The sequence below is a fragment of the Exiguobacterium sp. s168 genome (assembly GCF_018619035.1).
GTDB lineage: Bacteria > Bacillota > Bacilli > Exiguobacteriales > Exiguobacteriaceae > Exiguobacterium_A > Exiguobacterium_A acetylicum.
Window position 1 is genome coordinate 44,840 of sequence record NZ_JACSNE010000001.1, and the last position, 26,528, is coordinate 71,367.

A 26,528-nucleotide genomic window follows, 5' to 3' on the forward strand; every position below is an offset into this window, starting at 1 on the left:
GAATCATAGTGGGGACACATACTATGGGTATGCCGCAGAAAAAAAGCGGCATCATGGACTGGCTAACGACAGTCGACCATAAGAAAATCGGGATTCTCTACATCATGTCTGGATTGTTCTTCCTTCTGGTCGGTGGCGTAGAAGCCCTAATGATTCGTTTTCAATTGATTAAACCGATGAACGATTTCGTCAGCGGTGAACTCTTTAACCAATTGATCACGATGCACGGTACGACGATGATCTTCTTGGCAGCGATGCCGATGTTGATCGGATACATGAACGCTGCAGTACCGCTTCAAATCGGGGCACGTGACGTTGCGTTCCCATTCTTGAACGCACTTGGATTTTGGTTGTTCTTCTTCGGTGGAGTCTTACTGAACCTCTCTTGGTTCTTCGGCGCTGCACCGAACGCAGGATGGACAGCGTACGCACCACTTTCTACAGTTCCTGAATCTCTTGGTGTAGATTTCTACGCTTTAGGTCTTCAGATTTCTGGTTTCGGTACACTTATGGGGGGGATTAACTTCCTCGTTACGATTTTGAACATGCGTGCACCAGGTATGAAACTGATGCGGATGCCGCTCTTCACATGGACAGCATTCGTTGCTTCTGCCTTGATCGTTTTCGCATTCCCACCACTTACGGTTGGATTGTTCCTCTTGACGTTCGAGCGACTCTTCGGAGCGCACTTCTTTGACCCGGCAGCGGGCGGGAATATTGTCATCTGGGAACACCTCTTCTGGATCTTCGGTCACCCAGAAGTTTATATCTTGATCTTACCGGCATTCGGTATTTTCTCTGAAATCATTCCTACATTTGCTCGTAAGCGTCTCTTCGGTTACACGACGATGGTCTTTGCGACAATGTTGATCGGTTTCCTCGGATTCATGGTATGGGTCCACCACATGTTCACAGTTGGTCTCGGTCCGGTTGCAAACGCGATCTTCGCCGTAGCAACAATGGCGATTGCTGTACCGACAGGGGTCAAGATCTTCAACTGGCTCTTTACGCTGTGGGGCGGTAAGTTGACGTTCCCAGTCGCGATGCTTTATTCGGTCGCGTTCATTCCATCATTCCTTGTTGGTGGTATGACAGGGGTCATGCTTTCAGTAGCACCTGCCGATTATCAGTACCATGACAGTTACTTCGTAGTCGCTCACTTCCACTACGTTATCGTTGGTGGGGTAGTCTTCGGTCTCTTCGCAGGTCTGTACTACTGGTTCCCACTTATGTTCGGGAAACAGCTCAACGAGTTCTGGGGAAAAATTCAATTCTGGTTGTTCTTCATCGGCTTCCACTTGACGTTCTTCCCACAACACATCCTCGGTCTTACAGGTATGCCACGTCGTGTCTTCACGTACTTGCCAAACCAAGGCTGGGAAACAATGAACTTACTTTCATCAATCGGTGCAGCATTCATGGGTGTATCGACAATCGTTCTCGTCATCTCGATTGCAGCAGCATTGATGTCAAAAGAATATGTAAAACGCGACGTTTGGGGAGATGGACGTACACTTGAGTGGACACTTCCAGTTCCTACTCCAGAGTATAACTTCGCTCAAATTCCACTCGTCAAAGGTTTGGATACGTATTGGCTCGAAAAAATGGCAGGGAACAAAACAGTTTCTGTATCGGAAGAAGTCGGCGATATCCATATGCCGAATAACACGATCTTGCCATTCGTCATGTCAGTCGGTCTATTCCTTGCAGGTCTCGGATTCATTCTTCGCCTAGACTATGGAACTGTTGGTCTCGTCGTTGCCTTGATTGGTCTTGCGATGACATTGATCGCGATGTTCTTCCGTTCTTGGATTGACGATGAAGGATACTACATCCCGAAATCAGTCGTCGAAGAAGATCTACGCCTTGAAGCAGAAAAGGAGGCGAAGTAAGATGGGTCATCATTCAGTACCGAATAACCCGATCACGGGTATTCCGGATCATGTTGAAAAAGCAACACTTGAGGGTAAGAATAAATATGTAGCCTTCTGGTTCTTCCTTGGAGGAGAGACGACTTTGTTCGCCTCTCTCTTCGGAACATACATCGGACTTCATAACTCCGGTGCAAAAGAAGGATTACGCAGTTATGATATCTTTGAAATGGGTCTCGTCTTCATCATGACGATGCTTCTTCTCACAAGTTCATTAACAAGTGTTCTTGCGATGATGGCGATGAAACGTAATGATGTCAAGAAGATGAAAATGTGGTTGATTATCACACTTGTTCTTGGACTAGCATTCTTAGCGGGTGAGATTTATGAGTTCAATCACTACTACCACATCGGTCATACGTTCACGTCGAGTGCATTTGGTTCTGCCTTCTATACACTCGTCGGTTTCCACGGTGCGCACGTCTTGTTCGGTCTTCTTTGGATCTCGACATTGCTCATCCGGAACTGGAACCGTGGCATCACGGTCGTGAATGCGCCGAAGTACTATGTTTCAAGTCTTTACTGGCACTTCATTGACGTCGTCTGGGTCTTTATCTTCTCAGTCGTCTACCTCATGGGGATGGTGAAATAAGATGGAAAAACACGAACCGCAACTTACGCGCAATCAAATCGAGCTTGAGATGAAAGCAGAACGTGGTCGTGAGACACAACTGCAACTTATCAGTTTCGCACTCATGATTTTCTTGACGCTCATCGCTTTCGGTGCTGTCATGGCTGATCTCATGCCGCACTGGGCAGCCGGTGGTTTCTTGATCATCATGGCAATCGTTCAGGTTTATCTTCAGCTTTACATGTTCATGCATATGAACAACAAAGGCAACACATGGATCAAAGTCATGATGGGTCTTGGCATTTTCGTCGCCTTGACGATCGTTGCGACACTTCGTCTGTTGATCTGGTAAGAAATGTGACCATTCTGCTAACGTTTAGCAGGATGGTCTTTTATTTTGGAATCGTTTTATGAGAAACCTTTACAATGAAATAGGGGAACGGTAATCTTAGTTTGTAAGAGAAAGGAACGGGGTGAAAAAATATGTTAGGCAATTTAAGGGGAGCACTTTCGCAATTCGAATGGACTGTCTTATGGAGTCCTTATTATGCGTTGATACTCGTTGGATTGTATATCCTATATGCTGTCGTGACAGAAAAGTTGCGTCGTCCGGATGAGCCGGAAACAACGCTTGGGCAAAAGTTTTCGATGCTCGCGGCATTGATCGTTTTTTACATCGGTTTTGGAAGTCCGTTAGACCTGCTAGCACACATCACGTTCTCAGCACACATGCTGCAGATGGTATTCGTCTATATGGTCGCACCGCCGCTCTTGTTGATTGCGATACCAGAGTGGCTTTATAAGCGCTTGTTTGATACACCGTATCTTGGGAGGATTCTTCGCTTCTTCATCAAGCCGCTGATTGCACTTGTCGTCTTTAATGCCTTGTTTACGTTCTATCACATGCCATTTATTTTTGATTATGTCTTAACGAACTATACCGTTCACCGTCTGTTCCACGGAACATTGATTTTCTTGAGTATGACGATGTGGTATCCGATCATTGCACCGGTCAATGAGGCGGACAGCCTTTCTGACCTAAAGAAGATGGTGTACATCGTAGCGAATGGTGTGTTGTTGACACCAGCCTGTGCCTTCATGATCTTCAGTCAAAGTTTTCAGTATCAAGCGTATCAGGATCCGGCGACGTTCGCGAAAGTACTCGCTTACTGTATGCCGAACAATGATTTGAGCGGCTTGAACCTGGAACGATTGCTCGGAACGACAGATGACTTATTGGAGGACCAACGCTTTGGTGGTGTCCTCATGAAGCTCGGTCAAGAACTCGTGTATGGTTTATTTTTCGGATTAACCTTCTTTACATGGGTGCGCCGTTCAAAAAGTACTGCCGTGGATGAAGGCATGTCCTTCACACCAAAAGCGGATTAAATTGGAGGAAGTTGGAACATGAGTTATTTGCCGTTGATTTGTGTGTCGCTGATTGTCATCAGTGCGATTTTCGTAGCGATTGGCTGGTTTTTGATCGCCCAAACGCGTCGTAACATGAAAGCTCACCAAACCGTGATGACGATTGCAGCTGCACTCGCTTTATTATTCTTCATCATGTATGCCTTGCGGACGATTCTGCTTGGTAACACAGCCTTTGGCGGTCCAGAATCCGTCAAAGCCTATTACACAGGATTCTTGATCTTCCACATCCTTCTTGCGACATCTGGTGGGGTGCTCGGTTTGATGGCACTCTATCACGCGTATAAGAAGAACTTTGCACGTCACCGTAAAATCGGACCGGTTGCCTCAATCGTTTGGTTTTTGACAGCCATTACCGGTGTGATCGTGTATTGCTTATTATATGTCGTCTACGATCCAGGTGAGACGACGAACGTATTCCGGGCGATCTGGAGTCATTAAGGGGGAGCCAACTTGAAAAAGAATAGTTACTTGACGGTCGCTGCCGTCGTCCTTATCTTAGTTGCGGCAGCCGGGGGGTATTATTATTTCTTCATGAAAGAAAAGTTACCTGTCATCGCTGAACCGACGCCATTTGAATTAACGAATGCTGTAGACGGAAAATCATTCAATTCGGAAGATGGAAAAGTCAAAGTATTGACGTTCTTCTACTCGAACTGTCCTGATATCTGTCCGTTGACATTAAATGATTACCGTAAGCTTGAGAAGAAGCTTCGGAGTGAAGAATTGTATGGAAGTGACGTCGAACTCGTCGCAGTGACAGTTGATCCAAAAGTCGATACACCAACAGTCTTGAAGAAGTATGCTTCGAACTTTGAAGCAGATGCTAAGGGCTGGAAAGTATTGACGGGAGATCCAGTCGTCATCGATCGTCTGACTCGTCAGTTGAACTTCTATTACTCAAAGGCCGAGAGTGGCTTAGTGACACACGGGACACAAATGTTCATTTTGGACCGTGAGAACAAAGTACGGGCGATTTCGTCTATGGCGAAGACACCGGATGAACCGGTCGACTTAGAAGAGGTCATGTCTTCGGTCACACAATTAGCAAAGGAGTGAAGGTAGATGACGTATGAAGAGTACATGCAAGGAGATATTACCGTCTCTATTCAAGCCATCGAGGAATTACTTGCTTGTGCGATCGAAGATTATGGAATCCATCACTCCCGGATCAAACGGATGGACCGGGAAGAGATTGCATTTAGCGTAAAGGTCAGTGCACCGGCAACGTCGCTTCACGCACTTTATCTTCATGTACGCGAGCAACTTGGGATTCAGCTCGGAGACGATGTCGTATCTTATGTACAATTCGTCGCGCGTTAATAGCTGTTTCGTGTACTTTAAGGAATAACAATCAGATGGGCAGAACAGCTAATGACTTCGTAGATGATGCGAGGTCGTTAGCTTTTTTTGTTTAGAATGAAAAACAAAAAAATAGAGGCTCCTAATTGGAACCTCTACGTGTGAATCTTATTTTTCGAGTGTTTCGAGCAATGCTGCTAAACGACGTTCGCAGTCTTTGACGATTTCTGGAGGGAACATCTCATCATACTCGACACCGTGTGGATAGTAATGTTTACCGAGAAGTGGTGTCATCATACGAACGACAGCATGGCGGTCTTCAATCTCGCCTTGGATCGCATAGACAGGAACACGCAGGTAGAATACTTCACCTGTTGATTGTTTTTCGTACTTCATGTCGTACATCGCGCGTTCATAATCCCACTGTCCTTCACGAACGAAGCGGTGATGTTCCATGATTGTTTCGAGAAGACCGAACTTCAGTTCCTTGCCTTCGATACCATATTGTTCAAACTTCATGTTTGAATCCCCCTATACCCCAGTTTGCTAGTAGATACTAGTCTTTCCAAACTATCATACCATAATGAATGAAACGATGACGTAAAAGATGTGAAGTCATTTTGAAGAATTCATGAACTTCCATATTTTCGTTCGACATATTCAAGAATCGTATCCGGTGCGTGGATACCAAGATGATTGAGTCCTTCTCCACCGAAGAAAACATTGAACTCAAGAACGTACCACTGTCCGTCACGGATGATAAGATCAAAACCAGCGTGATCGATATCGAGCTGTTTCGCGAGAGCGAGCACGAAGTCGATTGCTCCTTGTGGCACATCATCAAAATCAAGGACACCACCTTGAGCGACGTTATTTAAGAACTGAGCACCACCGACGCGCCAGTACGCAGCAAGGACTTGATCGCCGACGACGACGACACGTAAGTCTTTCTCATTCGGAATGTACTCCTGAATGTAGAACGTCTCGTGTGTATCCGTGTATTTCTTCCAGTCCATTTCATTTTTGATGAGATGGACACCTTGTCCCATTGAGCTACGGACTGTCTTAGCAACGAACGGAAACGAAAATTCTCGTAAGACACGTTCGACAGTGAATTCATTTTTTCCGTAGATGCCGGTCCGAGGGATGTTATCCGGAATGACGGTTTGAAAAATCCGTGTCATCTCAATCTTGTCATGACCTAAGTGGAACGTAGCAGCCGACGGGAAAATCGGTTTTTTCATTCCGTAGATGATCGAGTGGATTTGCCAGTATTCCGGGAACAGGACGACATCCGCCTGTTCGATTTTTTTTAAGGAATCAAAGTGATAATCTGACTTGGCATGTTCCGTCTTGATTCCAATCGTCCGGAACATATTAAAAGAGAGCAGTTGCATAAAGTTCATTCCTTCCTTCTGAACAAATTATACACAATTCAACAGGCTAGGAGGGAGAGAAATGTTATGATAAGATGGTAAAGTTAAGGAGGAGATTCGTTGTGATATATACCGATAAGACGATTGACCTCATCAACGCAGCGGAAGACCTCATTCGATCTCTCGCTCAAAGTGAAACGGGGCAAGCATATAGATGTGCGAAACAAGCACAGCAAGAGTCAGTAGAGGCACAGGCTGTCATTCGCGATTTTCATCAAGTCAAGGAGGACTACGAACTCGTACAGCGATTCGGACGGTACCATCCTGACTATCAGACGATCACGAAAAAGGTCCATGAAGTCAAACGGCGACTTGATTTACAAGAAGAAGTCGCGCAGTTTAAAAAGGCGGAAAAACAACTCGAGACGTTACTCGGACAAATCAGTCTGAAGCTCGCTGGGGAAGTATCACCGCAAATCAAAGTACCGACGGGAAATCCTTTCTTCGATCAAGGATGCGCTGGAGGTTGTTCGACCGGTGGCAGCTGTAGCTGTAGCGGATAACGAAGATGAAGGGGGTAGGCTGGCGTGATCAAGGAACGAGTGGGACTCATCGTCTATGTCAATGCGATGAAAGCATCCCGTCAATTACGCCGTTACGGGAACGTCTACTTTACGTCTAAACGTGAACGATACGTTCATCTATATGTCGATTTAGATCAACATGAACAGGTGATGGAAGTCATTTCGACTCTCCCGTTCGTCGAATCGATCAAACGTTCAGAACGACCGTTCATCACGGAGACGTTCGCGAACAAAAAAGGTAAAATGCCAGAAGAAGCATAATCCATGGAGCGATGAGGACATCCTCGTCGCTTCTTTGTTGAAAGGAATGAAGGAAATGCGAGTCATTTCAGGGGAACGGAAAGGTACACGATTAAAAGCAGTACCAGGGGATCAGACACGACCGACTACGGATAAGGTAAAAGAATCTTTATTCAACGTCATCGGTCCTTATTTCAATGGAGGACGGGCACTGGATCTGTTTGCGGGGAGCGGTGGTCTTGGGATTGAATCTCTGTCAAGAGGATGCGATGAGGCAGTGTTCGTCGACCAACACCATAAAGCTATTCAAACAATCCAAGATAACTTACGAACGACGCATTATACAAATCAAGCACGTGTTTTGAAAAAAGACGTTGCTGTCGCTTTAGCGGAACTAGCATCTGAAGAGCCGTTTAAATTGATTTATTTAGACCCTCCTTATGCAAAAGAGCGATTGACGGAACATGTCACATACATAGAGCAACATGATATGCTGACGGACAACGGTGTCATCGTCTGTGAACATGACTCTGCTGTTGAATTACCGGACCGGATCGGACGGCTAGAAGTCGTGCGTCGACTTCGTTATTCTGCTGTCATCTCGATCACATTGTACGAATTCATGGAAGCGGAGGAAGACCACGAATGAAACGAATCGCCATTTGCCCAGGTAGCTTTGATCCGATCACGAACGGACATTTAGACATCATCGAGCGTGCCGTTCCGATTTTTGATGAGATCATCGTTGCCGTACTGAATAATTCTTCGAAGCAACCACTCTTTTCTGTCCAGGAACGGATGGAGTTGATTGCCGATGTGACGTCGCACCTACCTCAAATCAAGGTGGATTCCTTTAATGGTCTACTTGTCGATTATGCGGCGGAAGTCGGTGCAACCGCGATTGTCCGCGGTCTACGAGCAGTTTCGGATTTTGAATACGAAATGCAAGTCGCTTCCATCAACAAGAAGATGAACGATCAAATCGAGACACTGTTCATGATGACGAATAATCAGTATTCCTTCTTGAGTTCTTCGATCGTTAAGGAGGCTGCCAAATATGGTGCTTCCGTTGCCGATCTCGTACCGCCTTCCGTCGAAGAGGCGCTACGTCAGAAATATACGAAAGGAGAACTGGGATGAAAGCTTGGAAACCCGCCTTAGCAGCTATCGTTGCTGCCTTGATCGTATTTTTCGTACCACTTCCTTATTTCATCTCTTATCCAGGTGATGCGACGTCGACAGAAGATTTGATCGAAGTATCTGGAGGCGACAAGGAACCGGGAGATTTGATGATGCTGACGATCGCACAACGTCGGGCCACGCCTTACTTTCTCATTGAAAGCTTATTTCTACCGTTCTCCGAAACATCAAGTGTAAGTGATTATTTGTACGACGGTGAGTCGGACGCACAGTATGAAACACGTCAGAAGCTGTATATGGAAGAAGCGCAACATAACGCAACGATCGAAGCATATGAATTGGCGGATCAAAAGGTCGATGTCGATTTTGAAGGGGTGTACGTCTCTGGCGTCATTCCCGGTGGTCCAGCCGAGGGGAAACTGAAGGCAGGGGATCGCATTACAAGTGTTGACGGAAAACCGATTACGTCATTCGAAGGTTTCATGAAGACAATTCAAGCAAAAAAAGCAAAAACAGCTGTTCCGATTCAGTTCACGCGTAAATCGGAAGACAAGAAGACGACGATTCGAGTGGATCAGTTATCCAAAGAGGTTAAGCGCGTCGGGCTCGGCATTTACGAACCGCTTCCGATCTCAAACGTGACGACGGATCCTGATATTGCGTTTCAGGTCGAAGACGTCGGAGGACCTTCTGCTGGGATGATGTTCACCCTTGAAATCTATGACCAATTGACGCCGGGAGATTTGGCGAAAGGCCATAAAATCGCCGGCACAGGAACGATTGAAGAAGGCGGCAAGGTAGGACCGATTGGTGGAGCGTGGCAAAAGGTGGTCGCTGCAGACGAGGCAGAAGCAGAAATCATGTTCGTACCAGCAGGAGAGAACTACAAAGAAGCAAAACCATCCATCAAAAAACTCGGAACGAACATGAAGCTCGTTCCGATCAAGACAGTCGAAAATGCGATTGATTATTTAGAAGAACTTCCAGCAAAATAAGGGAAACGACGGTGTTCGAGCAACGCGTCGTAGCGAGCCAAGGGCAATGCGTATGCAGCTGTCACTTGGCTTTCTTTCGTTAGCCAAGGATGACTCGTGAAGGTACTGAAGACGGTAGTCCGCGTTTTGATGGTTTTGAGTGCCTGTCGTCCTCGTTCTGAAAAGGCGAGGGGGCGGACGAAATCAATATGGTCGTAATCAATCCGTGCGACCTCCTCTGCTGTCGTTGAGGTCAACAGATAGATCAAGGCACGTTGCAGGCTCGTCCGCGTATAACGGCGTGTTTTGACGTAATTCAGAAAGGTATCGAACGTCGTTGCTTGTTTCGCCCCTTCGATGAGTCGTGGCGCTAACGAAACGTCGATCCCAGCGATTCGTATCAACTCGGGTACTGGGGTTGTCAGTAGACGTTGTCGAATCCACGGATAATAGTGCGAAAAGTTGGCGAAAGAGGCGTTTGCTAAGACGTCTTCGGTTTGTTCAGGAAGTGCGAGCAGCTGACCGTGTGTCTGATGATGGGCGCGTATCGCGGTGGCGCTCATGATGTCTCCGGTTGATAAGTCGTGGTAGCCACTTCCAATCCGTTTCGTCGTGTGAAGCGATAGGGTATTTGCGGCGCGAGCGTAATAATAGCCAAGCGTATTGTTCGGTTGTGTCAAATCAAGCGTTCCTGAGACGCTCTTGAATGCTAGACTAGCGGCGTGAGCAGAAGAGAGACCAGATGCTAATCCATCGTGTAACGCTTGCTTGTAAGCAAGTGTCTCTTCGATCTGTTCCGCTGCCGCATGCAGAAAAGGTTCGATGTCTCCACACTCGCTTCCGAACGAAAGCGATTGACAGCCGATCGTCTCGGCAATCGTCACACCACCGAGTGCAAAACGATCAGCACGCTGGACAGCAAAATAGAAGGGGAGTTCAAGAACGAGATCGATGGCACCGCTCGCGACCGCTGCCTGAGCACGTGTCCATTTGTCTGTAAAGGCGGGTTCACCACGCTGCATGAACGTTCCGCTCATGATGGCGACGATGACGTCGGCATCCGTTTCCCGTCGTGCTGTCGTCGCTTGATAATAGTGTCCGTTATGAAACGGATTGTACTCTGAAATGATAGCTGTCATCCTCATGAAAACTTTCTCCTTTGCAAACCGAATTAAGTGCGGTAATATGGATAAAGACGTCCAAAAGTGTTCGTTCTCTAGCGATTTCAGTGTAAAGAAAAAACATTGACAAAACAAGATGTCCTCTCTATAATTCATATTGTTGCAATTGAGGTGATTCGGATGAAATGGTCCCTGATGCAATTGAATAAATTGCGCAATCTGGGTCAACTTCAGGTTAACGAGACGATCGAGCTCAATGAGCTAGTCGCCCTCCATCCGGATATCCGGGCGGTGCAACCTGTGCACGTTCGTGCAAATGCATCGTTTACATCGAATCAATTAATATTCAATCTTCGGATCACTGGCGAAATGACGCTTCCGGATGCCCGGACGCTAAGTGACGTCGCTTATCCATTCGAGATTGAATCCATCGAGCCATTCCTGCTCGAGGTCGATGCTGTTTCGAACGAAGCAGATGACATCAACGTACCGATCGGGAATACGGTCGATCTTCGACCGCTCGTGCAAGAATTGATTTTACTTCATGTGCCAGTGCAAGTGCATGGGGATGATGAAGAGAATCAGTTGGTTGAGGGGGAAGGCTGGACGATTCTTTCTGAAGAAGATCCAGAGGAAACCGAACCAAAAATCGATCCGCGACTCGCGGGTCTCGCTCAGTTCTTTAAAAAAGATCAGGATTCCTGATTTCTGAAGTAAAGGCGAGTGTATTTTTTCAAGGAGGTGGACAACGATGGCAGTACCATTCCGCAGAACGTCGAAAACACGCAAACGTCTTCGCCGTACTCATTTCAAACTCCGTGTACCAGGTATGGTCGAGTGCCCAAACTGTGGTGAAATGAAACTTTCACACCGCGTTTGTAAAGCATGTGGCTCGTACAAAGGTAAAGAAATCGTCAGCAAATAAGCTGATTGATCGGTATAAAAGCGACCTTCGAATCGAGAAATCGGTTTTAAGGTCGCTTTTTTCATGAAAGGGGACATGAATAGATGAATGTTGGAATCATTGGCGCGGGTGCCATCGGGTTGTTGCTTGCCTCTTATTTATCGGAAGAGCATGCAGTTACGCTTTATGTGCGACAGGAACAAGATGAGGAACGACCGATCATTCGTGATGGACAGGCGAGTCGTCTCGTACGGATCCGGAAGATTGATCGGCTCGAGTCAGAAGACTTGGTGTTTGTCGCGACAAAGTCGTATGATATAAAAAGTGTGATTCCATTCCTCAAACGGCTGACGTGTCCCGTCATGTTCCTGCAAAATGGAATGGATCATTTGAAATGGAAAGAGCAATTGCCGCATGTCTTATTTGGTGTCGTCGAACATGGTGCCATGCGTACTGCACCGTTTGAAGTCCAGCATACTGGAAAAGGTCGCATCCGCTACGGCAATCAAGAGGTAGCGAACTTGTCGTCCAAGCAACTGTGCTTTGAATTCGAGTCAGATATGGAAGCCGTTTTATTGACGAAGCTGTTCATCAACGTCGTCATCAATCCAGTGACGGCTTATTACGGTGTTGAAAATGGATCCTTGTTAGAGATGCCTTATCGAGAAGAAGCCCGTCAATTATTTGACGAAATGCGGACGATTTTCCCGCACCATGACATTACTTATTCCGAGATCGAGCGGATCATGAAGAATACGAGCAAAAATCGTTCTTCCATGTTACGAGATCTTGAGTATGGACGACGAACGGAAGTAGAACCGATACTTGGATACGCATTACGTCAGGCGACGACTGCGACGCCACGTTTATCTTTTTATTATGAACAGATCAAACAGAGGGAGGGTCCGCAGTGACAGTCTTCATCATTTTTCCTTTATTCAGCCTGATTGCGTTGTATCTCGTCTTTCTACTTCTATTTCGGAAACATGGGAAGGCCGTTCGAGTTGCACTCGACTTTGGAACGTTCATCGTTCTGTATGCGATTCATGTTGCATTGATTGCCTTGACCGGAACAAATTACTTAGGGTGGATCGTCATCGTCGTGTTGTTGGTATTTGCGTTGAATGCGCTCTGGCAACGAATTCGTCAACTTGATGTTGATTTGAGACAAATGATTCGCCACAGTTGGCGGATCATCATCTTGTTGGCATTACCCGTCCATTTCATATTGTTCGTACTCGGTATTCGTCAACTGTTCATCAGCTGACCAGTTAGGTAAGAAAGAAGGGATTTTGTTTGAAGGTACAACCATTTGAAGCCTTATACGATGATAACTCGTTGATGCATCGTGCTTCACGAGAAGAATTCTTAACATATGTCGACCATCTTGGTGAGAGTGGTTTAACGTCAAGGAGCCGCTTGCTTGAAGATCGTCATTATCCGCATCTTGCGGCACTGACAGACGAACTTGAACGTCAAAATCCGAACATGACGGAGCGTTTGCGGGAGCGCGTCGCGAAGCTTCGTACGGGTGAAGCCCAAGTTGTCATTACAGGGCAACAAACGGGGATCTTTGGCGGACCATTATATGCGATCTATAAATTGTTGACCTGTCTTAAGGTCGCGCAGCAGGCGGAGATGACACTTGGGCGACCTGTCGTTCCGATTTTTTGGCTCGCGACCGAAGATCACGATTTTGATGAGATTAACCATGTTTACGTTCCGACAGCGGATTATCAAACGCGTAAAATCGCTGTTGCACCTACAGAATCGATTGCCCGCTCGGTCAGTCGACTCTCTTTTGATCAAGCAACACTTCTTGAAATCATCGAAGAGACATTCCGAGCAATGCCAGAAACGGTTCATACGAAACGATTAATTGCGCGTCTGAAGCAAATCGTTGAAGCGTGTACATCCTATGGGATGTTTTTCTCGCAATTGATCGGTGAATTGATCGATTATGATGTCGTCTTCTTTGATGCGGATACACATTCTGTCCGTGAACTCGAGATTCCGTTCTTTGAACGGTTGATTCAAGACAATGCGGAATTTAGACGAGCATTGACGGATGGTATTTCACAGACGCAAGAGTTACCGGATACGTTCTTGAACGAGGAAGCGGCGCATCTTTTCGTCGATGATCATGGTCGTCAGTTGCTTTATCCGACAGCAGATGGGTTTGAGACGAAACAAGGAAAGCAGTATACAGAGCTTGAATTGCTCGCGTTGCTGTACGCCAGTCCGGAACGTTTCTCAAACAGTGTCGTCACACGTCCATTGATGCAGGATTACCTGTTCCCGACGCTTGCCTATATCGGGGGTCCGGGGGAGTTAGCATACTGGACACGCTTACGACCGCTCTTTCATCACCTGAATTGGACGATGCCGCTATTGATTCCCCGCATGGGCGGGGTAATCGTGCGTCATAGCGATGAAAAGCGTCTTGCTAAACTCGAGGTATCGCTCGAAGAAATCGTCCGTTCAGGCGTTCCGATTCCGCTCTATTCAGAAGAGAAGATGACAGGACGTATGCAGACGGCAGCGATGCTAAAAGACAGTTTCGTCTCCGAGTTTCTCTCGCTCGAACAGCATTTACTGCGGACGTCGAGTAAGAGTGAGAAGGTCAAGAAACAGCTCGAACAAGCAATTGCTAGTTTGCTAGCAGAAGATCGACGTCAGTTTGATCGACAAACACGGCAATATAAAGAGACGGCTTACCATCTTCTTCCTGATGGAGCGCCACAAGAACGGATGCATTCTGTCCTCCCGTGGTTGAATCATCATGGTCCTGATTTTGTGCGGGACTTAAGGACAGCCTATGAAGCGAATGCGAGTGATCAACTGAAGATTTTCCTCTAAACCTGCTGAAACTAGCAGGTTTTTTCGGTTTTTTAGCGAAAATTACACAAAAGTTAAATAAATCAAGGAAACTGTCTCATTTTCGTAACGTTTTCACGAGAGAATGTGATACATTGAAAAAGAGTAACGTCCTTCAAGGACAGTGAAAGGTGAGGCAGGACATGTTTGAGCATGAAACAGTATTGAAATGGGAGTCGATCGAAGGACTCGCGATTAAACCCGACGGCATTTACGTCGATTGTACATTAGGTGGAGCAGGACACAGCGAAGAGATCGTCAAGCAACTGACGACAGGTCATCTGTATGCATTTGATCAAGATGATGTCGCCCTCGCTCATGCAGCAGAACGTCTCGCGGCGTATGAAGGTCGCTTTACTTTAATAAAGAGTAATTTTGCTTATTTAAAAGAGCAGTTGGCAGCACATGGCGTCGAGAAAGTGGACGGCATCTTATTCGATCTCGGTGTCTCTTCACCACAATTAGACGAAGGGGAACGGGGATTTAGTTACAATCACGACGCACGTCTCGACATGCGCATGGATCAATCTTCTCCACTTTCTGCCTACGAAGTCGTCAATGAGTGGCCGTACAATGATCTCGTACGTATCTTCTTTACATACGGGGAAGAGAAGTTCTCGAAACAGATTGCGCGCAAAATCGAAAAAGCGCGGGAAGAGCGACCGATCGAGACGACGTTCGAACTCGTCGAATTGATCAAGGATGCGATTCCGGCACCAGCACGACGTAAAGGTGGTCACCCTGCGAAACGGACATTCCAAGCAATCCGGATCGCCGTCAATGATGAACTGAATGTCTTTGACCGTGCAGTACACCAAGCCATTGATTTATTACGGGTCGGTGGACGTCTATGTGTCATTACGTTCCATTCACTTGAAGATCGCATGTGTAAACAAGCAATCAAAGAAAAATCATCACTACCCGAGCTTCCACCGGGGTTACCGATGATTCCCGTCGAAATGGAGCCGGAACTCCGACTCGTCACACGCAAGCCGATTACGGCTGGTGTTGAAGAGCTCGATGATAACCGTCGCGCCCGATCGGCAAAATTACGAGTTGCTGAAAAAATGAAAGAAACTTGAGAGGAGCATTCCAATGGCAGAACCACTTCGTAAATCGGTCCAAACGGTTCAACCCGTTCGTCAACAACCTGTTCAGGAACCACGAAAGACGGAAGATATCGCGCGTCGCGTCGCCGTCCGTCCGAAGTATCGCTTGTACCCCTTTGAAAAATTCTTATACAGCGCGATGATTGGTGGTCTTGTGTTATTTGGGAGTTTGACGATCAGTACGCATAACGAAGCGTATAATGTGAGCCGTGATTTAGCGAAAGAGAACCAAGTCACACAATCACTCCAAAAAGAAAACGAACGTTTACAACTAGAGGTCACGAACTTAAGCTCTCCGGAACGGATTTATAAGATTGCAAAAGAACAGGGTCTTGATATGCGTAAAGGGAACATCAAGGTGATTCCTAAATGAATCCACTGAAAAAATCCCGTTGGAGAGTAGCCTTTATCATGGTGATATTTGCTACTCTCTTTTTTGTGTTCATTGGTCGATTTTTGTATTTAGCAACGACAAAACAGTTCCACGGTGAAGATATGATTGCATACGCGGAAAAGAAACGATGGGAGTCTCAAGAAACGCTTGGAGCAGAACGTGGCGAGATTTTCGACCGTCTCGGTTCCCCGATTGCGATCAACATTCCATCCTATCATCTGATTGGCGTTTATCGACTGGGTGGTGTCAAAGATCCAGATGAGACGATCGTCGATTTTAAAAAGACGGCTGAGGGTCTTGCGCCGATTCTTGGGATGACGACAAAGGAACTGGAGACCTATCTGATTGAAAACAAAGACCGTTCTCAAATTGAGTTCGGAAAAAAAGGAAATGATTTGACGCTTGATCAAAAAGAGAAAATCGACAATCTGAAGCTTCCTGGCATCCGGATGATTGAAGAGCCGAAACGATACTATCCGAACGGTATCTTCTTGTCTGATACACTTGGGTTCGTTCAAAAGATCACCGAGGAAAATGGTCGGGTCGCTTTACAAGGTCAGATGGGAATCGAGAAGCAGTATGATAATGCTTTAAGTGAATCTTACGGAGCTCGTGTCTTTGAAAAGGATCGTAGCGGTAATCCGTTGATTCAAGGCGCGTCACGTGTCTCGAACGAACCAAAGGATGGATCGAATCTCTATTTAACGATCGATCATCGAATCCAACAGTCACTTGAAAAAGAGATGCAAAAAATGTACAACACGTACAAACCGAAAAATGCGACAGGTATCGTCATGGATGCGAAGACTGGTGAAATCCTCGCCATGGCGGATCGCCCATCGTTCAACCCGAATTTACGTGATATGAAAGATTTCACGAATTTTGCCGTCTCGTCACGATTCGAGCCAGGTTCGACGATGAAAATCTTTACGCTCGCAGCGGCGATTGATGCGGGAGTGTTCCGTCCGAATGAGATGTATAAATCGGGTAGTTATAACTACAAAGGAACGGTCATCAAGGATTATAATGATGTCGGTTGGGGAACCATCCCGATGATTGAAGGGGTCTATCACTCCTCAAACGTCATGTTCTCGAAGTTAACAGCAGAAAAACTTGGGATTGAACGGTATAAAGATTACTTTAAGAAGTTTCATTTTGACCAACGAACGGGTATAGACATCTCGGGAGAAGTAAATAGTCAATCTGACTTGTCTAAACCGTTGAATGCGCTCATCACCTCATGGGGGCAATCGACTGCGGTCACGCCGATGCAATTGCTTCAAGGAGCGACAGCGATCGCTGGAGACGGCGAGATGGTCAAACCGCATATCATCCAAAAAGCGGATCATACGGATAAGGCACCATACCGAGCGAAAACAGAGGTCGTCGGTAAACCGATCTCCGCTGAAGCGGCAAAAGCAACACGCGAAGCACTCGACGGTGTCGTCAATAGTAAGCTTGGTACAGGTCAAATGTATAAGTTGAAAGATTACCGGGTCATTGGGAAGACCGGAACGGCTCAGATTTCTGAGAATGGAAAGTATATTCAAGGACAATTCATTCACTCGTTCATCGGTATGGCCCCCAAAGATGATCCGGAATTGATCATGTACATCGCGGTCGATCGTCCATCGAAAAACGAATCATCTGTTTCTGGTCCGCTCATCATGAGCCCTGTGTTCAAAAGTGTCATGAATACGGCACTACAGTATCGTAGTATCCAACCGGAAACGCAAAAGGATTCGGTGGATGTCAAAGCGAAGATCACGCCAAGTTATATCAAGAAGAGTGCTCGACAAGCGACTGAATTAGCAAAAGAACAAGAGGCAGTTGCGATCATCCTAGGCGATGGTGCTGAAGTCGTTTCACAGATTCCATCCCGTGGACAGGAATTTGTCAGCGGAGAACGTGTCTTGCTGAAAACATCAAATACGTTCAAGATGCCGGATTTGACCGGTTGGTCGCAACGGGATGTCAAAAAGCTTGTCAGCTTATATGATTTGAAGCTCGACGTCATCGGTAAAGGTTTTGTAACCAAACAATCGGCTCGAACTGGTACACTAGTGAAGGAAAATGGAAAGTTGACGGTCGAACTAGCTGAACCTAAAGAGTAACGGTAGAGCAAGTTTCCTGATTTCTACAGGAAGACGAGGACGAACAGGAGTCATTCGTTGACTTTTGCATTCGTCCTCTTTTGCTGTCATCGAATGGAGGTATATATCATGTTAACAATTACGCAACTCGCTGAATGGTTGCATCTCGATGTCAAAGATGATCGTATCGTTCGTCATTTTGCAACGGATTCACGCGCACAACTGGAAGACGGTCTCTATGTTCCGATTCAGGGAGCACGCGTCGATGGTCATCGATTCCTTGAAGGTGCAAAAAACCAAGGAGCGATCGTCACCTTATGGAAGAAAGGCATTGATCGACCAGACATCGATATCGTTTTCTTGGAAGTCGATGAACCATTGGTTGCCCTGCAACAAATCGCAAAACGATACTTACTGCAGATTGCGCCGAAAATCGTCGCCATCACTGGATCAAATGGGAAGACATCGACGAAGGACATGGTCGAGAGCGTACTCAAGACGACGTTTAAGACACATAAGACACAAGGAAACTTCAATTCGGATATCGGAATGCCATTAACGATTCTCATGATGCCAGCTGATACGGAAGTTGCTGTGCTTGAGATGGGAATGAACGGGTTTGGCGATATTGAATTCCTATCGAATCTAGCTGAGCCAGATATCGCACTCGTCACGAACATCGGCGAATCGCATGCGGAGCAAGTCGGTGGACGCAGTGGCATCGCCAAAGCGAAGCTTGAGATTCAATCCGGACTCAAACCAGGTGGTCATTTATTCGTTGATGGTGACGAACCACTTCTCGCAGAAGTCGAAGCGGAGAAGATCGGCTATCAAATCGGAAATACGTACCGGATCGAAACGAAGGAAGCAACGTTCTTTGGAACGGCCTTTACTTACGATGGCACCGCTTTTCACCTACCAGTGCTAGGGAAACACCAAGTCCGAAATGCAGCATACGCAATTGCGACAGCACGTGCACTTGGCGTGACGGACGCCCGGATTCAAGAAGGGTTCGATGCGGTTGAATTGACACCGATGCGGATGGAACGATTACTCTTTGAAGAGACTGCGGTCATCAATGATGCGTATAACGCGAGTCCGACATCAATGAATGCAGCGATTGAGACGGTCACTGCGCTGGAAGGGTACACGACACGCGTTCTCGTCCTCGGCGATATGTATGAATTAGGGGACCAAGAACGCTTATTACATGCCTCGGTCGGAAAGCGGATTGTGTTACCTGTCTCGCATGCTATCCTAGTAGGGGAGAAAGGCGCGTGGATTGCTGAAGGAATCAGCGACCCGTCTGTTCAAATCCAATTCGCGACAACCGTCGAGGATGCTGCAAAACGATTGCGTCCATTGCTCGGAGAACGAACAATCGTTTTATTGAAAGCGTCACGTGGGATGGCGCTTGAACGGATATTAACCTATCTGAACGAAAACTAATTTTTGAAAAAAGGGTGTCTGCTATGATCACATTATTCATCAGTCTTATTCTTGCATTTCTTGTTGTACTACTCGTCATGCCAAAGGCGATTCCATTTCTACACCAATTGAAGTTCGGTCAGGAAATTCGGGAAGAAGGACCGCAATGGCATCAGGTCAAATCCGGAACACCGACGATGGGTGGAATCGTCATTCTTGTCGCGATGATCGTCAGCGTTCTCGGTGCAGTCGTCATGGGAGATCTATCGACGACACAATTATCGTTACTGTTTTTAACACTTGCTTATGGTGTCATCGGCTTCATTGATGATTACATCAAAGTCGTCAAGAAACGTAATCTTGGTCTGAATTCGAAACAAAAATTAATTGGACAAATCGTCGTCGGATTGTTATTCGTCTGGTTGAGTGGTGGATTTACGAGTGAGGCGACGTATCTATCGATTCCATTTACCGATTTTGAGCTTGATTTCGGTATCGTCTATCCGTTTGTTGCCTTGTTCTGGTTAGTTGGCTTCTCAAATGCAGTCAACTTGACGGATGGATTGGACGGTCTCGTATCATTCACAGCGATTCCAACATTCTTGTTCTTCGGATTATACAGTTGGTTTATCGCAGATGAAATAGGCGCTGCTTGTTTTGCTTTCTCAGCAGTCGGTGCATTGATCGGATTCCTGTTATTCAATGCGCACCCAGCGAAGATCTTCATGGGAGATACAGGTTCACTTGCACTCGGTGCTGCACTAGCAGGTCTATCGATTGTCTTAAAACTGGAATTACTACTCGTCTTAATCGGTATCGTGTTCGTTGTCGAGACATTATCCGTCATTCTACAAGTCATTTCCTTTAAGACGACAGGAAAACGGATTTTCAAAATGAGCCCGATTCATCACCACTTCGAAATGGTCGGTTGGAGCGAATGGCGGATCGTCGGTACATTCGCAGGAATCAGCTGTTTGATGGCATTCATCGCCTATCTATTCGTGTAATAAAAAAGAAGAGAGAAAGTGAGCGATTCAACAATGGAACAACGACAATGGAATGATCAAAAAGTGCTCGTTCTCGGAACGGCGAAAAGTGGAATCGCAGCAGCTCGGTATTTAGCGAGTGTTGGTGCAGAGGTAACGGTCAATGACGGGAAAACGCCGTCCGAGAGTGATCAAGCGACGCTTGCTTCGCTCGACGTTAAGACGGTCTACGGTGAGCACCCGCTCACACTACTCGACGACATTGATTTGATCGTCAAGAATCCAGGGATTCCGTATCACATCGATCTGCTACAAGAAGCCTTGCGACGCGATATTCCGGTTTGGACAGAGGTAGAGCTGGCATATCAAGCAACCGATGCGACGTGGATTGCCATCACAGGATCGAACGGGAAAACGACGACGACGACGCTTGTCCATGAATTGTTGAAAACCGGTACGCGGCGTGTACATTTGGCAGGAAACATTGGATTCCCGGCAATTGAAATCGCATGTCAGGCGAAACAGGACGATATCATCGTCATTGAATTATCAAGTTTTCAATTGATGGGGATCGAGCAGTTCCGACCATACACGGCAGCGTTTTTGAATTTATCACCGGCGCATCTGGATTATCATGGTGATTTTGAATCGTATGGCGAAGCGAAAGCCCGGATCTTTAAGAACATGAAAGAAACGGATCGTCTTGTCTTGAATGCCGATGATACGTCCGTCAATGCACTCGGAAAGACTGCTGAAGTAACGCCACTCTTGTTCTCTCGTCGTCAATCGGCGTACGCAGAAGTCATGAACGATACGTTGACAATCAATGGGACGAGTATCTTACCTGTTGATGAACTGGCTCTCGGTGGTGGGCATAATGTCGAGAACGTTCTCGCAGCCTTAACACTCGTCGAACCGTTTAACTTAGCATTATCTGACGTTCAACACGTTCTACGGACGTTTGGTGGTGTAGAGCACCGGACACAGTTCGTCGGTGAAATTGCTGGTCGAAAAGTTTACAACGACTCAAAAGCGACGAATAATGTTGCAACAGAAGCGGCGTTGTCCGGATTTACGGCACCTATCATCTGGTTATGTGGCGGACTCGAGCGTGGAGCGGATTTGAAACCGTTACTCGATTCAATGAAGCACGTCAAACATGTCATCGGACTGGGTGAGACGGGTCATCGATTCGGAACGCTTGCGTCAGAAAATGGCTATACGTCGACCGTTGTTGAGGCGATGGATGAAGCGGTGAAAGTCGCGTTTGAAGTGTCACAACCCGGCGACATCATTCTTCTGTCACCAGCATCCGCAAGTTGGGATCAGTATAAGACATATGAAGAGCGCGGCGATCATTTCGTTCGTGCCGTACATGAAGTAGGGGGAACAACAGTATGAAAATCGTCGTCTCTGGAGGCGGTACAGGTGGTCACATCTATCCGGCACTCGCCATGATTCGGGAGCTCGAACAACGCATGCCGTGTGAGGTCCTCTATATCGGAACAGAAAATGGTCTCGAGGCAGATATCGTCCGTCGCGCGGGAATTCCATTTGAATCGATTGAGATTTCTGGTATCCGTCGTTCCTTGTCGTTCGAAAACCTCAAGACCGGTATCCGGTTCGTCAAGAGCGTCCGGCGTGTTCGTCGACTATTGCGTCAGTTCCAACCGGATATCGTCGTCGGTACAGGTGGGTTCGTTTGTGGACCGGTATTGTATACGGCTGCAAAAATGGGTTTTAAGACACTCGTTCATGAACAAAACAGTCTACCTGGTATCACGAATAAATTCTTAGCGCGGTATGTAGATCGTGTGGCACTCTCTTTTAAAGGGTCTGGACATCACTTCGGTAAGAATGAGACGAAGACGGTTTTGATTGGAAATCCGCGTGCTTCTGAAGTGGCAGAGCTCAACATCAATCCGCTTGAAGAACGACAACGTTTCGGTTTTGAGGAAGGACGTCCTCTCATCGTCATCTACGGTGGTAGTCGTGGCGCACCTGCGATCAACGAAGCAGTCGTCGATATGATGCCAAAGGTCGAACAAGCAGGATGGTCGCTCCTCTTCGTTACGGGTCAAATTCATTACGATACGATTGTGTCACGCGTTGGTTCCGTACCAGAACGCATTCAACTTCGCCCATTCGTATATGATTTACCAAACATCTTAAAAGCAAGTCAACTCGTCATTTCGCGTTCAGGAGCAAGTACGCTTGCAGAGCTGACGACACTCGGTTTACCAAGTGTTCTCATCCCGAGTCCTTACGTGACGGAAAATCATCAAGAGGTCAATGCCTCATCGCTCGTCGAGACAGGTGCGAGTCTATTGATTCGTGAACAGGAACTGACGGGTGATCGGTTGTTTGAGGCATGTGAAAAAGCATTAGCACAACAACAAATGATGTCTGAAGCGGCGCTTGCGCTCGGTATGCCGAATGCTTCACAGGACTTAGTTGATGAATTGTTACGATTGACGGCACAAAAAAACTAAACTATTGCAGGAAAAGACCGATAGGGAAATGAACTGTTACGTATAGAGGGGGAATGAGACGTGAGGGAACGGAGAACGGTCGGACGACCACAAGAGGACGAGAACGTCCGTAGTCTCGAAGATAAGATACCTTATATCCGTGAACAACGTCGCAAAAAAGCCAACCGAAGACTCATTTATGTCCTGATTCTGATTGGTCTATTGGTCGGTGTCGTCTTTTATCTACAATCGAGTTATTCTCGGGTTGCTCAATTTGATATCGATGGTAACGTTAATGTGAAATCTGCTGATATCTTGCAAGCATCCGGGATTAAGGTGAAGGAAACTCATGCCTTTAATGTATCGGAGGAAGACGTTCTTGAGCGAATCGAGAAGGTTCCAGGTATTCAAGAAGCGACGATGCAAAAACAGTTTTTGCATCAATATCGCGTGACGGTGACGGAAGAGAAAGAGATCGCTTACGCGAAGGATAAACCGGGAGACCGGATCGTGCTGGCGGACGGGACGATCATTCCTGGAAAGTCGAAGGAGGAATTGTTCGATGCTCCGATCTTGACAGGATTCACGGATCAGTCATTAAATCGATTGACGAAGGAACTCGTAAAAATCGAGCCGAAAGTACGCAGCCGGATTTCCGAAATCGTCGCAAACGATAAGACGGACAAAGGTGGTCTGAAGTTATTCATGACGGATGGGAATACGGTATTACTCAGTACGTCTGCCTTTTCAAATTCCTTAAATGAATACGTGAAGGTCATTTCTGCCTTACCGAAAGGAAAGACGGGAACAATTACAATTGATGGCGGTATCTATTTCAAACCATATAAAGGGAAAAAATAGAAGATTCGTAATGAGCTAACGAACAAAAAAACAAACGTGTGTTTTCATTCGTCGACCGTTGTTCGAATCGTCATCAAATCGTAATCTATTCGAACGCTAAGACGGGCAATAACTTCTTTTCGTAAGTATTTATATAGTGTAGACTTAAACGAGAAGAAGCCTGTCCTATTCTTAGAATATAATTAGGAATAAAAAGGATTAGTATTATGAAAGTGGAGGTGTCACTCCCATGGAAACGAAAGGTACGATTGCCGCACTCGACATAGGGACATCGGAGGTGAAACTCATCGTCGGTGAACTACTTGGTGGAACGCTGAACGTTCTTGCTGAAGGTTCTGCACCATCCGCGGGTGTTAAACGAGGTGTCATCGTTGACATCGATCAAACGGTACATGCCATTAAACAAGCGGTCACAGAAGTGGAACGGACACTTGGTGAACCAATTGGTGAAGTATATGTCGCTATTTCTGGCGAACACATTCAAGTGAAGGATTGCCAAGGCATGACGTCCATCAAAGGTGAGGACAATGAAATCACGGATGATGACGTGAAGGATGTATTACATTCTGCGATGGTCATGCGAATTCCAAACGAACTCAGTGTCGTGGATGTCCTGCCGAAGACGTTTACGGTCGATCAGCAGACAGAAATCACTGATCCGAGAGGAATGATTGGTTATCGTCTCGAAGTAACAGGAAAGCTCATCATCGGAGCAAAGACGATCCTACATAGCATTAAACGTTCCATTGAACGGGCTGGTTTAGAGCTTGCTGGATATGTGCTGGAGAGTTTAGCGGTATCTAGAATCGCAGCATCGATTGATGAACTCGAACTCGGTGTTGGAATCATCGACATCGGACATGAGACGACGACACTTTCCATCTATGAAAAGAATGATCTCGTCTACTCGACGACGTTGCCATACGGTGGCGATCATCTGACACGTGATTTGACGTATAAGATGAATTGTAAATATCAAGATGCGAAGCTCGCAAAAGAAGAGTACGGTGTTGCACTTGAAGCACTCGGTGATCCGGAAGAGAAAGTTTCTTACGTCACGATCAACGGGGAACATCGTTTCGAGCCACAATCAGAAATCGGTTTCGTGTTAGAAGCACGACTTGAGGAAATCTTCGAGATGATTCAAAAACGAATGACGCAAGCCGGATACGCTCATATGAACAGCGGTTTAATCTTGTGTGGTGGAAGTTCTTCACTGCCGGGAATCGACCAGCTCGGGAAACGAATCTTCAAGCAGAGCGTCAATGTCTATCAACCTGCTAGTCTTGGTATTCGTCATCCGAAGTATGCGGTCGCAGCTGGTATGTTACGTTATGTACTTTCACGAAGCGCCGTATCGAAATCAGGTTTCGATCGGGCGGAAGAGAAGGAAGTCGTAGCACACGGACGTGAACAGGATGCACTGCTCATGAACGAACAAGCGGCACCTGTTCGAGAAGAACGGTCGACACGTGAACAGCCTCCAAAAGAGAAAAAGTCATTCAGCAGTTTCTTTGAGAAATTCTTTGGTTAATGCCTACAAAAAATCCAATGAGTAAAAAATATTAGGGGGCCCTTTTTATGTTGCATTTTGATGAAATGATGGACCAAGTAGCAAAAATCAAGGTCATCGGTGTAGGTGGTGGCGGTTCGAACGCCGTCAACCGAATGATTGAACACGGTGTCCAAGGCGTAGAATTCATCGCAGTAAACACGGATGCGCAGGCATTGAACATGTCACAAGCTGACGTAAAACTACAACTCGGTGCTAAATTGACACGCGGTCTCGGTGCGGGTGCCAATCCGGAAATCGGTAAAAAAGCGGCGGAAGAGAGCCGTGAGCAATTAACGGAAATCCTTTCTGGCGCTGACATGGTCTTCGTCACAGCGGGAATGGGTGGCGGAACGGGTACGGGAGCTGCTCCTGTCATCGCGGAGATTTCAAAAGAGATCGGCGCATTGACAGTCGGTGTCGTTACAAAACCATTCATGTTTGAAGGACGCAAACGGATGCAACATGCTGTTTCAGGTGTCCAGAACTTCAAAGAAAAAGTCGATACGTTAATCGTCATCCCGAACGACAAGTTGCTTGAAATCGTCGATCGGAACACACCAATGCTTGAAGCGTTCAAAGAAGCGGATAACGTCTTGCGTCAAGGCGTACAAGGTATTACCGACTTGATCGCCGTACCTGGTCTCATCAACCTCGACTTCGCCGATGTGAAGACGATCATGACCGAAAAAGGTTCTGCATTGATGGGTGTAGGTGTCGCAACAGGCGAACACCGTGCGACGGAAGCAGCGAAAAAAGCGATTTCGAGTCCGTTGCTTGAGACATCAATCGAAGGCGCAAAAGGTGTTCTGATGAACATCACGGGTAGTGCGAACCTTAGCTTGTACGAAGTGACGGAAGCCGCACAAATCGTTCAGAGTGCAGCCGATGAGGAAGTCAACTTGATCTTCGGTTCTGTCATCAACGATAACCTCGAAGATGAAATCATCGTTACAGTCATCGCGACAGAGTTCGAAAACGAACCACTCGATTTCGAAATTCCATCGGCACAAGAGATGATGAAGAATCTTCTAAAGAAAAAACAAGCGACTCCACCACCAACAGAGGAGTCAAAACCACAAGTCGAAGAGAAACCTGTCAGCTCGAATCCTGAACCGGCTAAAGCGCCAGATGTCGAAGAAACGATGGACATCCCATCTTTCCTTCGCCGGAATAATCGTTGATC

At 46.6% G+C, this 26,528-nt stretch carries 30 protein-coding genes; 27 read left to right on the top strand and 3 right to left on the bottom strand.

The features are described 5' to 3' along the window. The first annotated feature begins 23 nt into the window (after positions 1-23). The 7 genes from ctaD to KNQ15_RS00265 all read left to right on the top strand — a co-directional run bounded on the left by ctaD (position 24) and on the right by KNQ15_RS00265 (position 5,253). Positions 24-1,892, top strand: coding sequence for a cytochrome c oxidase subunit I (ctaD, locus tag KNQ15_RS00235; protein ID WP_029342162.1), 1,869 nt, complete (start codon positions 24-26; stop codon positions 1,890-1,892). A 1-nt stretch (position 1,893) separates the two neighbouring features. Further along, positions 1,894-2,523: a cytochrome (ubi)quinol oxidase subunit III gene (locus KNQ15_RS00240; RefSeq protein WP_029342161.1), complete on the top strand. Its 630-nt coding sequence runs from the start codon at positions 1,894-1,896 to the stop codon at positions 2,521-2,523. Between the two features lies 1 nt (position 2,524). Continuing rightward, complete coding sequence (locus KNQ15_RS00245) at positions 2,525-2,854, top strand: cytochrome C oxidase subunit IV family protein (RefSeq protein WP_029342160.1); 330 nt, start codon at positions 2,525-2,527, stop codon at positions 2,852-2,854. Between the two features lie 131 nt (positions 2,855-2,985). Next, a complete protein-coding gene (ctaG, locus tag KNQ15_RS00250) occupies positions 2,986-3,891 on the top strand; it encodes a cytochrome c oxidase assembly factor CtaG (protein WP_023468825.1) in 906 nt (301 codons plus the stop codon). Between the two features lie 18 nt (positions 3,892-3,909). Then, a complete protein-coding gene (locus KNQ15_RS00255) occupies positions 3,910-4,371 on the top strand; it encodes a DUF420 domain-containing protein (RefSeq protein ID WP_023468824.1) in 462 nt (153 codons plus the stop codon). A gap of 12 nt (positions 4,372-4,383) precedes the next feature. Beyond that, a complete protein-coding gene (locus tag KNQ15_RS00260; protein ID WP_029342158.1) occupies positions 4,384-4,989 on the top strand; it encodes an SCO family protein in 606 nt (201 codons plus the stop codon). 6 nt (positions 4,990-4,995) lie between these two features. Next, positions 4,996-5,253, top strand: coding sequence for a hypothetical protein (locus KNQ15_RS00265; RefSeq protein ID WP_214726942.1), 258 nt, complete (start codon positions 4,996-4,998; stop codon positions 5,251-5,253). 147 nt (positions 5,254-5,400) lie between these two features. Here the strand turns inward: KNQ15_RS00265 and KNQ15_RS00270 are convergent, their stop codons facing one another. Together KNQ15_RS00270 and KNQ15_RS00275 are read right to left on the bottom strand one after the other, a co-directional pair. Continuing rightward, positions 5,401-5,751: a YugN family protein gene (locus tag KNQ15_RS00270; protein ID WP_214726949.1), complete on the bottom strand. Its 351-nt coding sequence runs from the start codon at positions 5,749-5,751 to the stop codon at positions 5,401-5,403. Positions 5,752-5,861: 110 nt separating this feature from the next. Further along, a complete protein-coding gene (locus KNQ15_RS00275) occupies positions 5,862-6,638 on the bottom strand; it encodes an ATP-grasp domain-containing protein (RefSeq protein WP_029342156.1) in 777 nt (258 codons plus the stop codon). 92 nt (positions 6,639-6,730) lie between these two features. Here KNQ15_RS00275 and KNQ15_RS00280 point away from each other — a divergent pair, with 92 nt between their 5' ends. The 5 genes from KNQ15_RS00280 to KNQ15_RS00300 are packed head-to-tail and all read left to right on the top strand — an operon-like array spanning position 6,731 to position 9,567. Beyond that, the gene (locus tag KNQ15_RS00280; protein ID WP_029342155.1) at positions 6,731-7,171 is read left to right on the top strand and encodes a YlbF/YmcA family competence regulator; all 441 of its coding nucleotides are present in this window, start codon (positions 6,731-6,733) and stop codon (positions 7,169-7,171) included. A gap of 24 nt (positions 7,172-7,195) precedes the next feature. After that, on the top strand, positions 7,196-7,453 hold the full coding sequence (locus KNQ15_RS00285; protein WP_023468818.1) for a YlbG family protein: 258 nt from the start codon (positions 7,196-7,198) through the stop codon (positions 7,451-7,453). A 46-nt stretch (positions 7,454-7,499) separates the two neighbouring features. Further along, complete coding sequence (gene rsmD, locus KNQ15_RS00290; RefSeq protein WP_214726951.1) at positions 7,500-8,081, top strand: 16S rRNA (guanine(966)-N(2))-methyltransferase RsmD; 582 nt, start codon at positions 7,500-7,502, stop codon at positions 8,079-8,081. After that, a complete protein-coding gene (coaD, locus tag KNQ15_RS00295) occupies positions 8,078-8,572 on the top strand; it encodes a pantetheine-phosphate adenylyltransferase (RefSeq protein ID WP_214726959.1) in 495 nt (164 codons plus the stop codon). The genes rsmD and coaD overlap by 4 nt, the downstream gene beginning before the upstream one ends. Beyond that, positions 8,569-9,567, top strand: a complete 999-nt coding sequence (locus KNQ15_RS00300; protein ID WP_214726961.1) for a SepM family pheromone-processing serine protease — start codon at positions 8,569-8,571, stop codon at positions 9,565-9,567. Before coaD ends, KNQ15_RS00300 begins: the two co-directional genes overlap by 4 nt. On the opposite strand, the gene KNQ15_RS00305 is transcribed toward KNQ15_RS00300, so the two are convergent. Then, the gene (locus tag KNQ15_RS00305; protein WP_214726963.1) at positions 9,540-10,691 is read right to left on the bottom strand and encodes a tRNA(Met) cytidine acetate ligase; all 1,152 of its coding nucleotides are present in this window, start codon (positions 10,689-10,691) and stop codon (positions 9,540-9,542) included. The genes KNQ15_RS00300 and KNQ15_RS00305 overlap by 28 nt on opposite strands. Positions 10,692-10,847: 156 nt before the next feature. Between KNQ15_RS00305 and KNQ15_RS00310 the strand changes: the two genes are divergently transcribed. From KNQ15_RS00310 to ftsZ, 15 genes are all read left to right on the top strand, one after another. Next, positions 10,848-11,372, top strand: coding sequence for a YceD family protein (locus KNQ15_RS00310; RefSeq protein WP_029342150.1), 525 nt, complete (start codon positions 10,848-10,850; stop codon positions 11,370-11,372). Positions 11,373-11,418: 46 nt separating this feature from the next. Beyond that, positions 11,419-11,592, top strand: a complete 174-nt coding sequence (gene rpmF, locus KNQ15_RS00315) for a 50S ribosomal protein L32 (protein WP_012370841.1) — start codon at positions 11,419-11,421, stop codon at positions 11,590-11,592. Positions 11,593-11,675: 83 nt separating this feature from the next. Beyond that, complete coding sequence (locus KNQ15_RS00320) at positions 11,676-12,485, top strand: ketopantoate reductase family protein (protein ID WP_214726965.1); 810 nt, start codon at positions 11,676-11,678, stop codon at positions 12,483-12,485. Next, positions 12,482-12,838 (top strand): DUF3397 domain-containing protein, encoded by a 357-nt coding sequence (locus KNQ15_RS00325; RefSeq protein ID WP_029342148.1) that lies wholly within the window; start codon positions 12,482-12,484, stop codon positions 12,836-12,838. Before KNQ15_RS00320 ends, KNQ15_RS00325 begins: the two co-directional genes overlap by 4 nt. 29 nt (positions 12,839-12,867) lie before the next feature. After that, the gene (gene bshC / locus KNQ15_RS00330) at positions 12,868-14,430 is read left to right on the top strand and encodes a bacillithiol biosynthesis cysteine-adding enzyme BshC (protein WP_214726973.1); all 1,563 of its coding nucleotides are present in this window, start codon (positions 12,868-12,870) and stop codon (positions 14,428-14,430) included. Between the two features lie 161 nt (positions 14,431-14,591). Further along, positions 14,592-15,530 carry a 16S rRNA (cytosine(1402)-N(4))-methyltransferase RsmH gene (rsmH, locus tag KNQ15_RS00335; RefSeq protein ID WP_029342146.1) on the top strand — a complete coding sequence of 313 codons (939 nt, stop codon included), beginning with the start codon at positions 14,592-14,594 and terminating at the stop codon, positions 15,528-15,530. Between the two features lie 13 nt (positions 15,531-15,543). Continuing rightward, positions 15,544-15,930, top strand: coding sequence for a cell division protein FtsL (ftsL, locus tag KNQ15_RS00340; RefSeq protein WP_029342145.1), 387 nt, complete (start codon positions 15,544-15,546; stop codon positions 15,928-15,930). Beyond that, the gene (locus tag KNQ15_RS00345; RefSeq protein ID WP_214726981.1) at positions 15,927-18,065 is read left to right on the top strand and encodes a penicillin-binding protein; all 2,139 of its coding nucleotides are present in this window, start codon (positions 15,927-15,929) and stop codon (positions 18,063-18,065) included. Before ftsL ends, KNQ15_RS00345 begins: the two co-directional genes overlap by 4 nt. Before the next feature lie 108 nt (positions 18,066-18,173). Further along, a complete protein-coding gene (locus KNQ15_RS00350; RefSeq protein WP_251137551.1) occupies positions 18,174-19,493 on the top strand; it encodes a UDP-N-acetylmuramoyl-tripeptide--D-alanyl-D-alanine ligase in 1,320 nt (439 codons plus the stop codon). Positions 19,494-19,516: 23 nt separating this feature from the next. Further along, complete coding sequence (gene mraY / locus KNQ15_RS00355) at positions 19,517-20,479, top strand: phospho-N-acetylmuramoyl-pentapeptide-transferase (RefSeq protein ID WP_214726983.1); 963 nt, start codon at positions 19,517-19,519, stop codon at positions 20,477-20,479. A 33-nt stretch (positions 20,480-20,512) separates the two neighbouring features. Continuing rightward, positions 20,513-21,859 carry a UDP-N-acetylmuramoyl-L-alanine--D-glutamate ligase gene (gene murD / locus KNQ15_RS00360; protein WP_214726985.1) on the top strand — a complete coding sequence of 449 codons (1,347 nt, stop codon included), beginning with the start codon at positions 20,513-20,515 and terminating at the stop codon, positions 21,857-21,859. Then, positions 21,856-22,950: an undecaprenyldiphospho-muramoylpentapeptide beta-N-acetylglucosaminyltransferase gene (gene murG / locus KNQ15_RS00365; RefSeq protein ID WP_214726999.1), complete on the top strand. Its 1,095-nt coding sequence runs from the start codon at positions 21,856-21,858 to the stop codon at positions 22,948-22,950. Before murD ends, murG begins: the two co-directional genes overlap by 4 nt. Positions 22,951-23,010: 60 nt before the next feature. Beyond that, the gene (locus tag KNQ15_RS00370; protein ID WP_214727007.1) at positions 23,011-23,790 is read left to right on the top strand and encodes a cell division protein FtsQ/DivIB; all 780 of its coding nucleotides are present in this window, start codon (positions 23,011-23,013) and stop codon (positions 23,788-23,790) included. 229 nt (positions 23,791-24,019) lie between these two features. Beyond that, entirely contained in the window at positions 24,020-25,324 is a 1,305-nt protein-coding gene (gene ftsA, locus KNQ15_RS00375) for a cell division protein FtsA (protein ID WP_047393724.1), read from the top strand. 47 nt (positions 25,325-25,371) lie between these two features. Continuing rightward, positions 25,372-26,526, top strand: a complete 1,155-nt coding sequence (ftsZ, locus tag KNQ15_RS00380; RefSeq protein ID WP_214727009.1) for a cell division protein FtsZ — start codon at positions 25,372-25,374, stop codon at positions 26,524-26,526. The last annotated feature ends 2 nt before the right edge of the window (positions 26,527-26,528 follow it).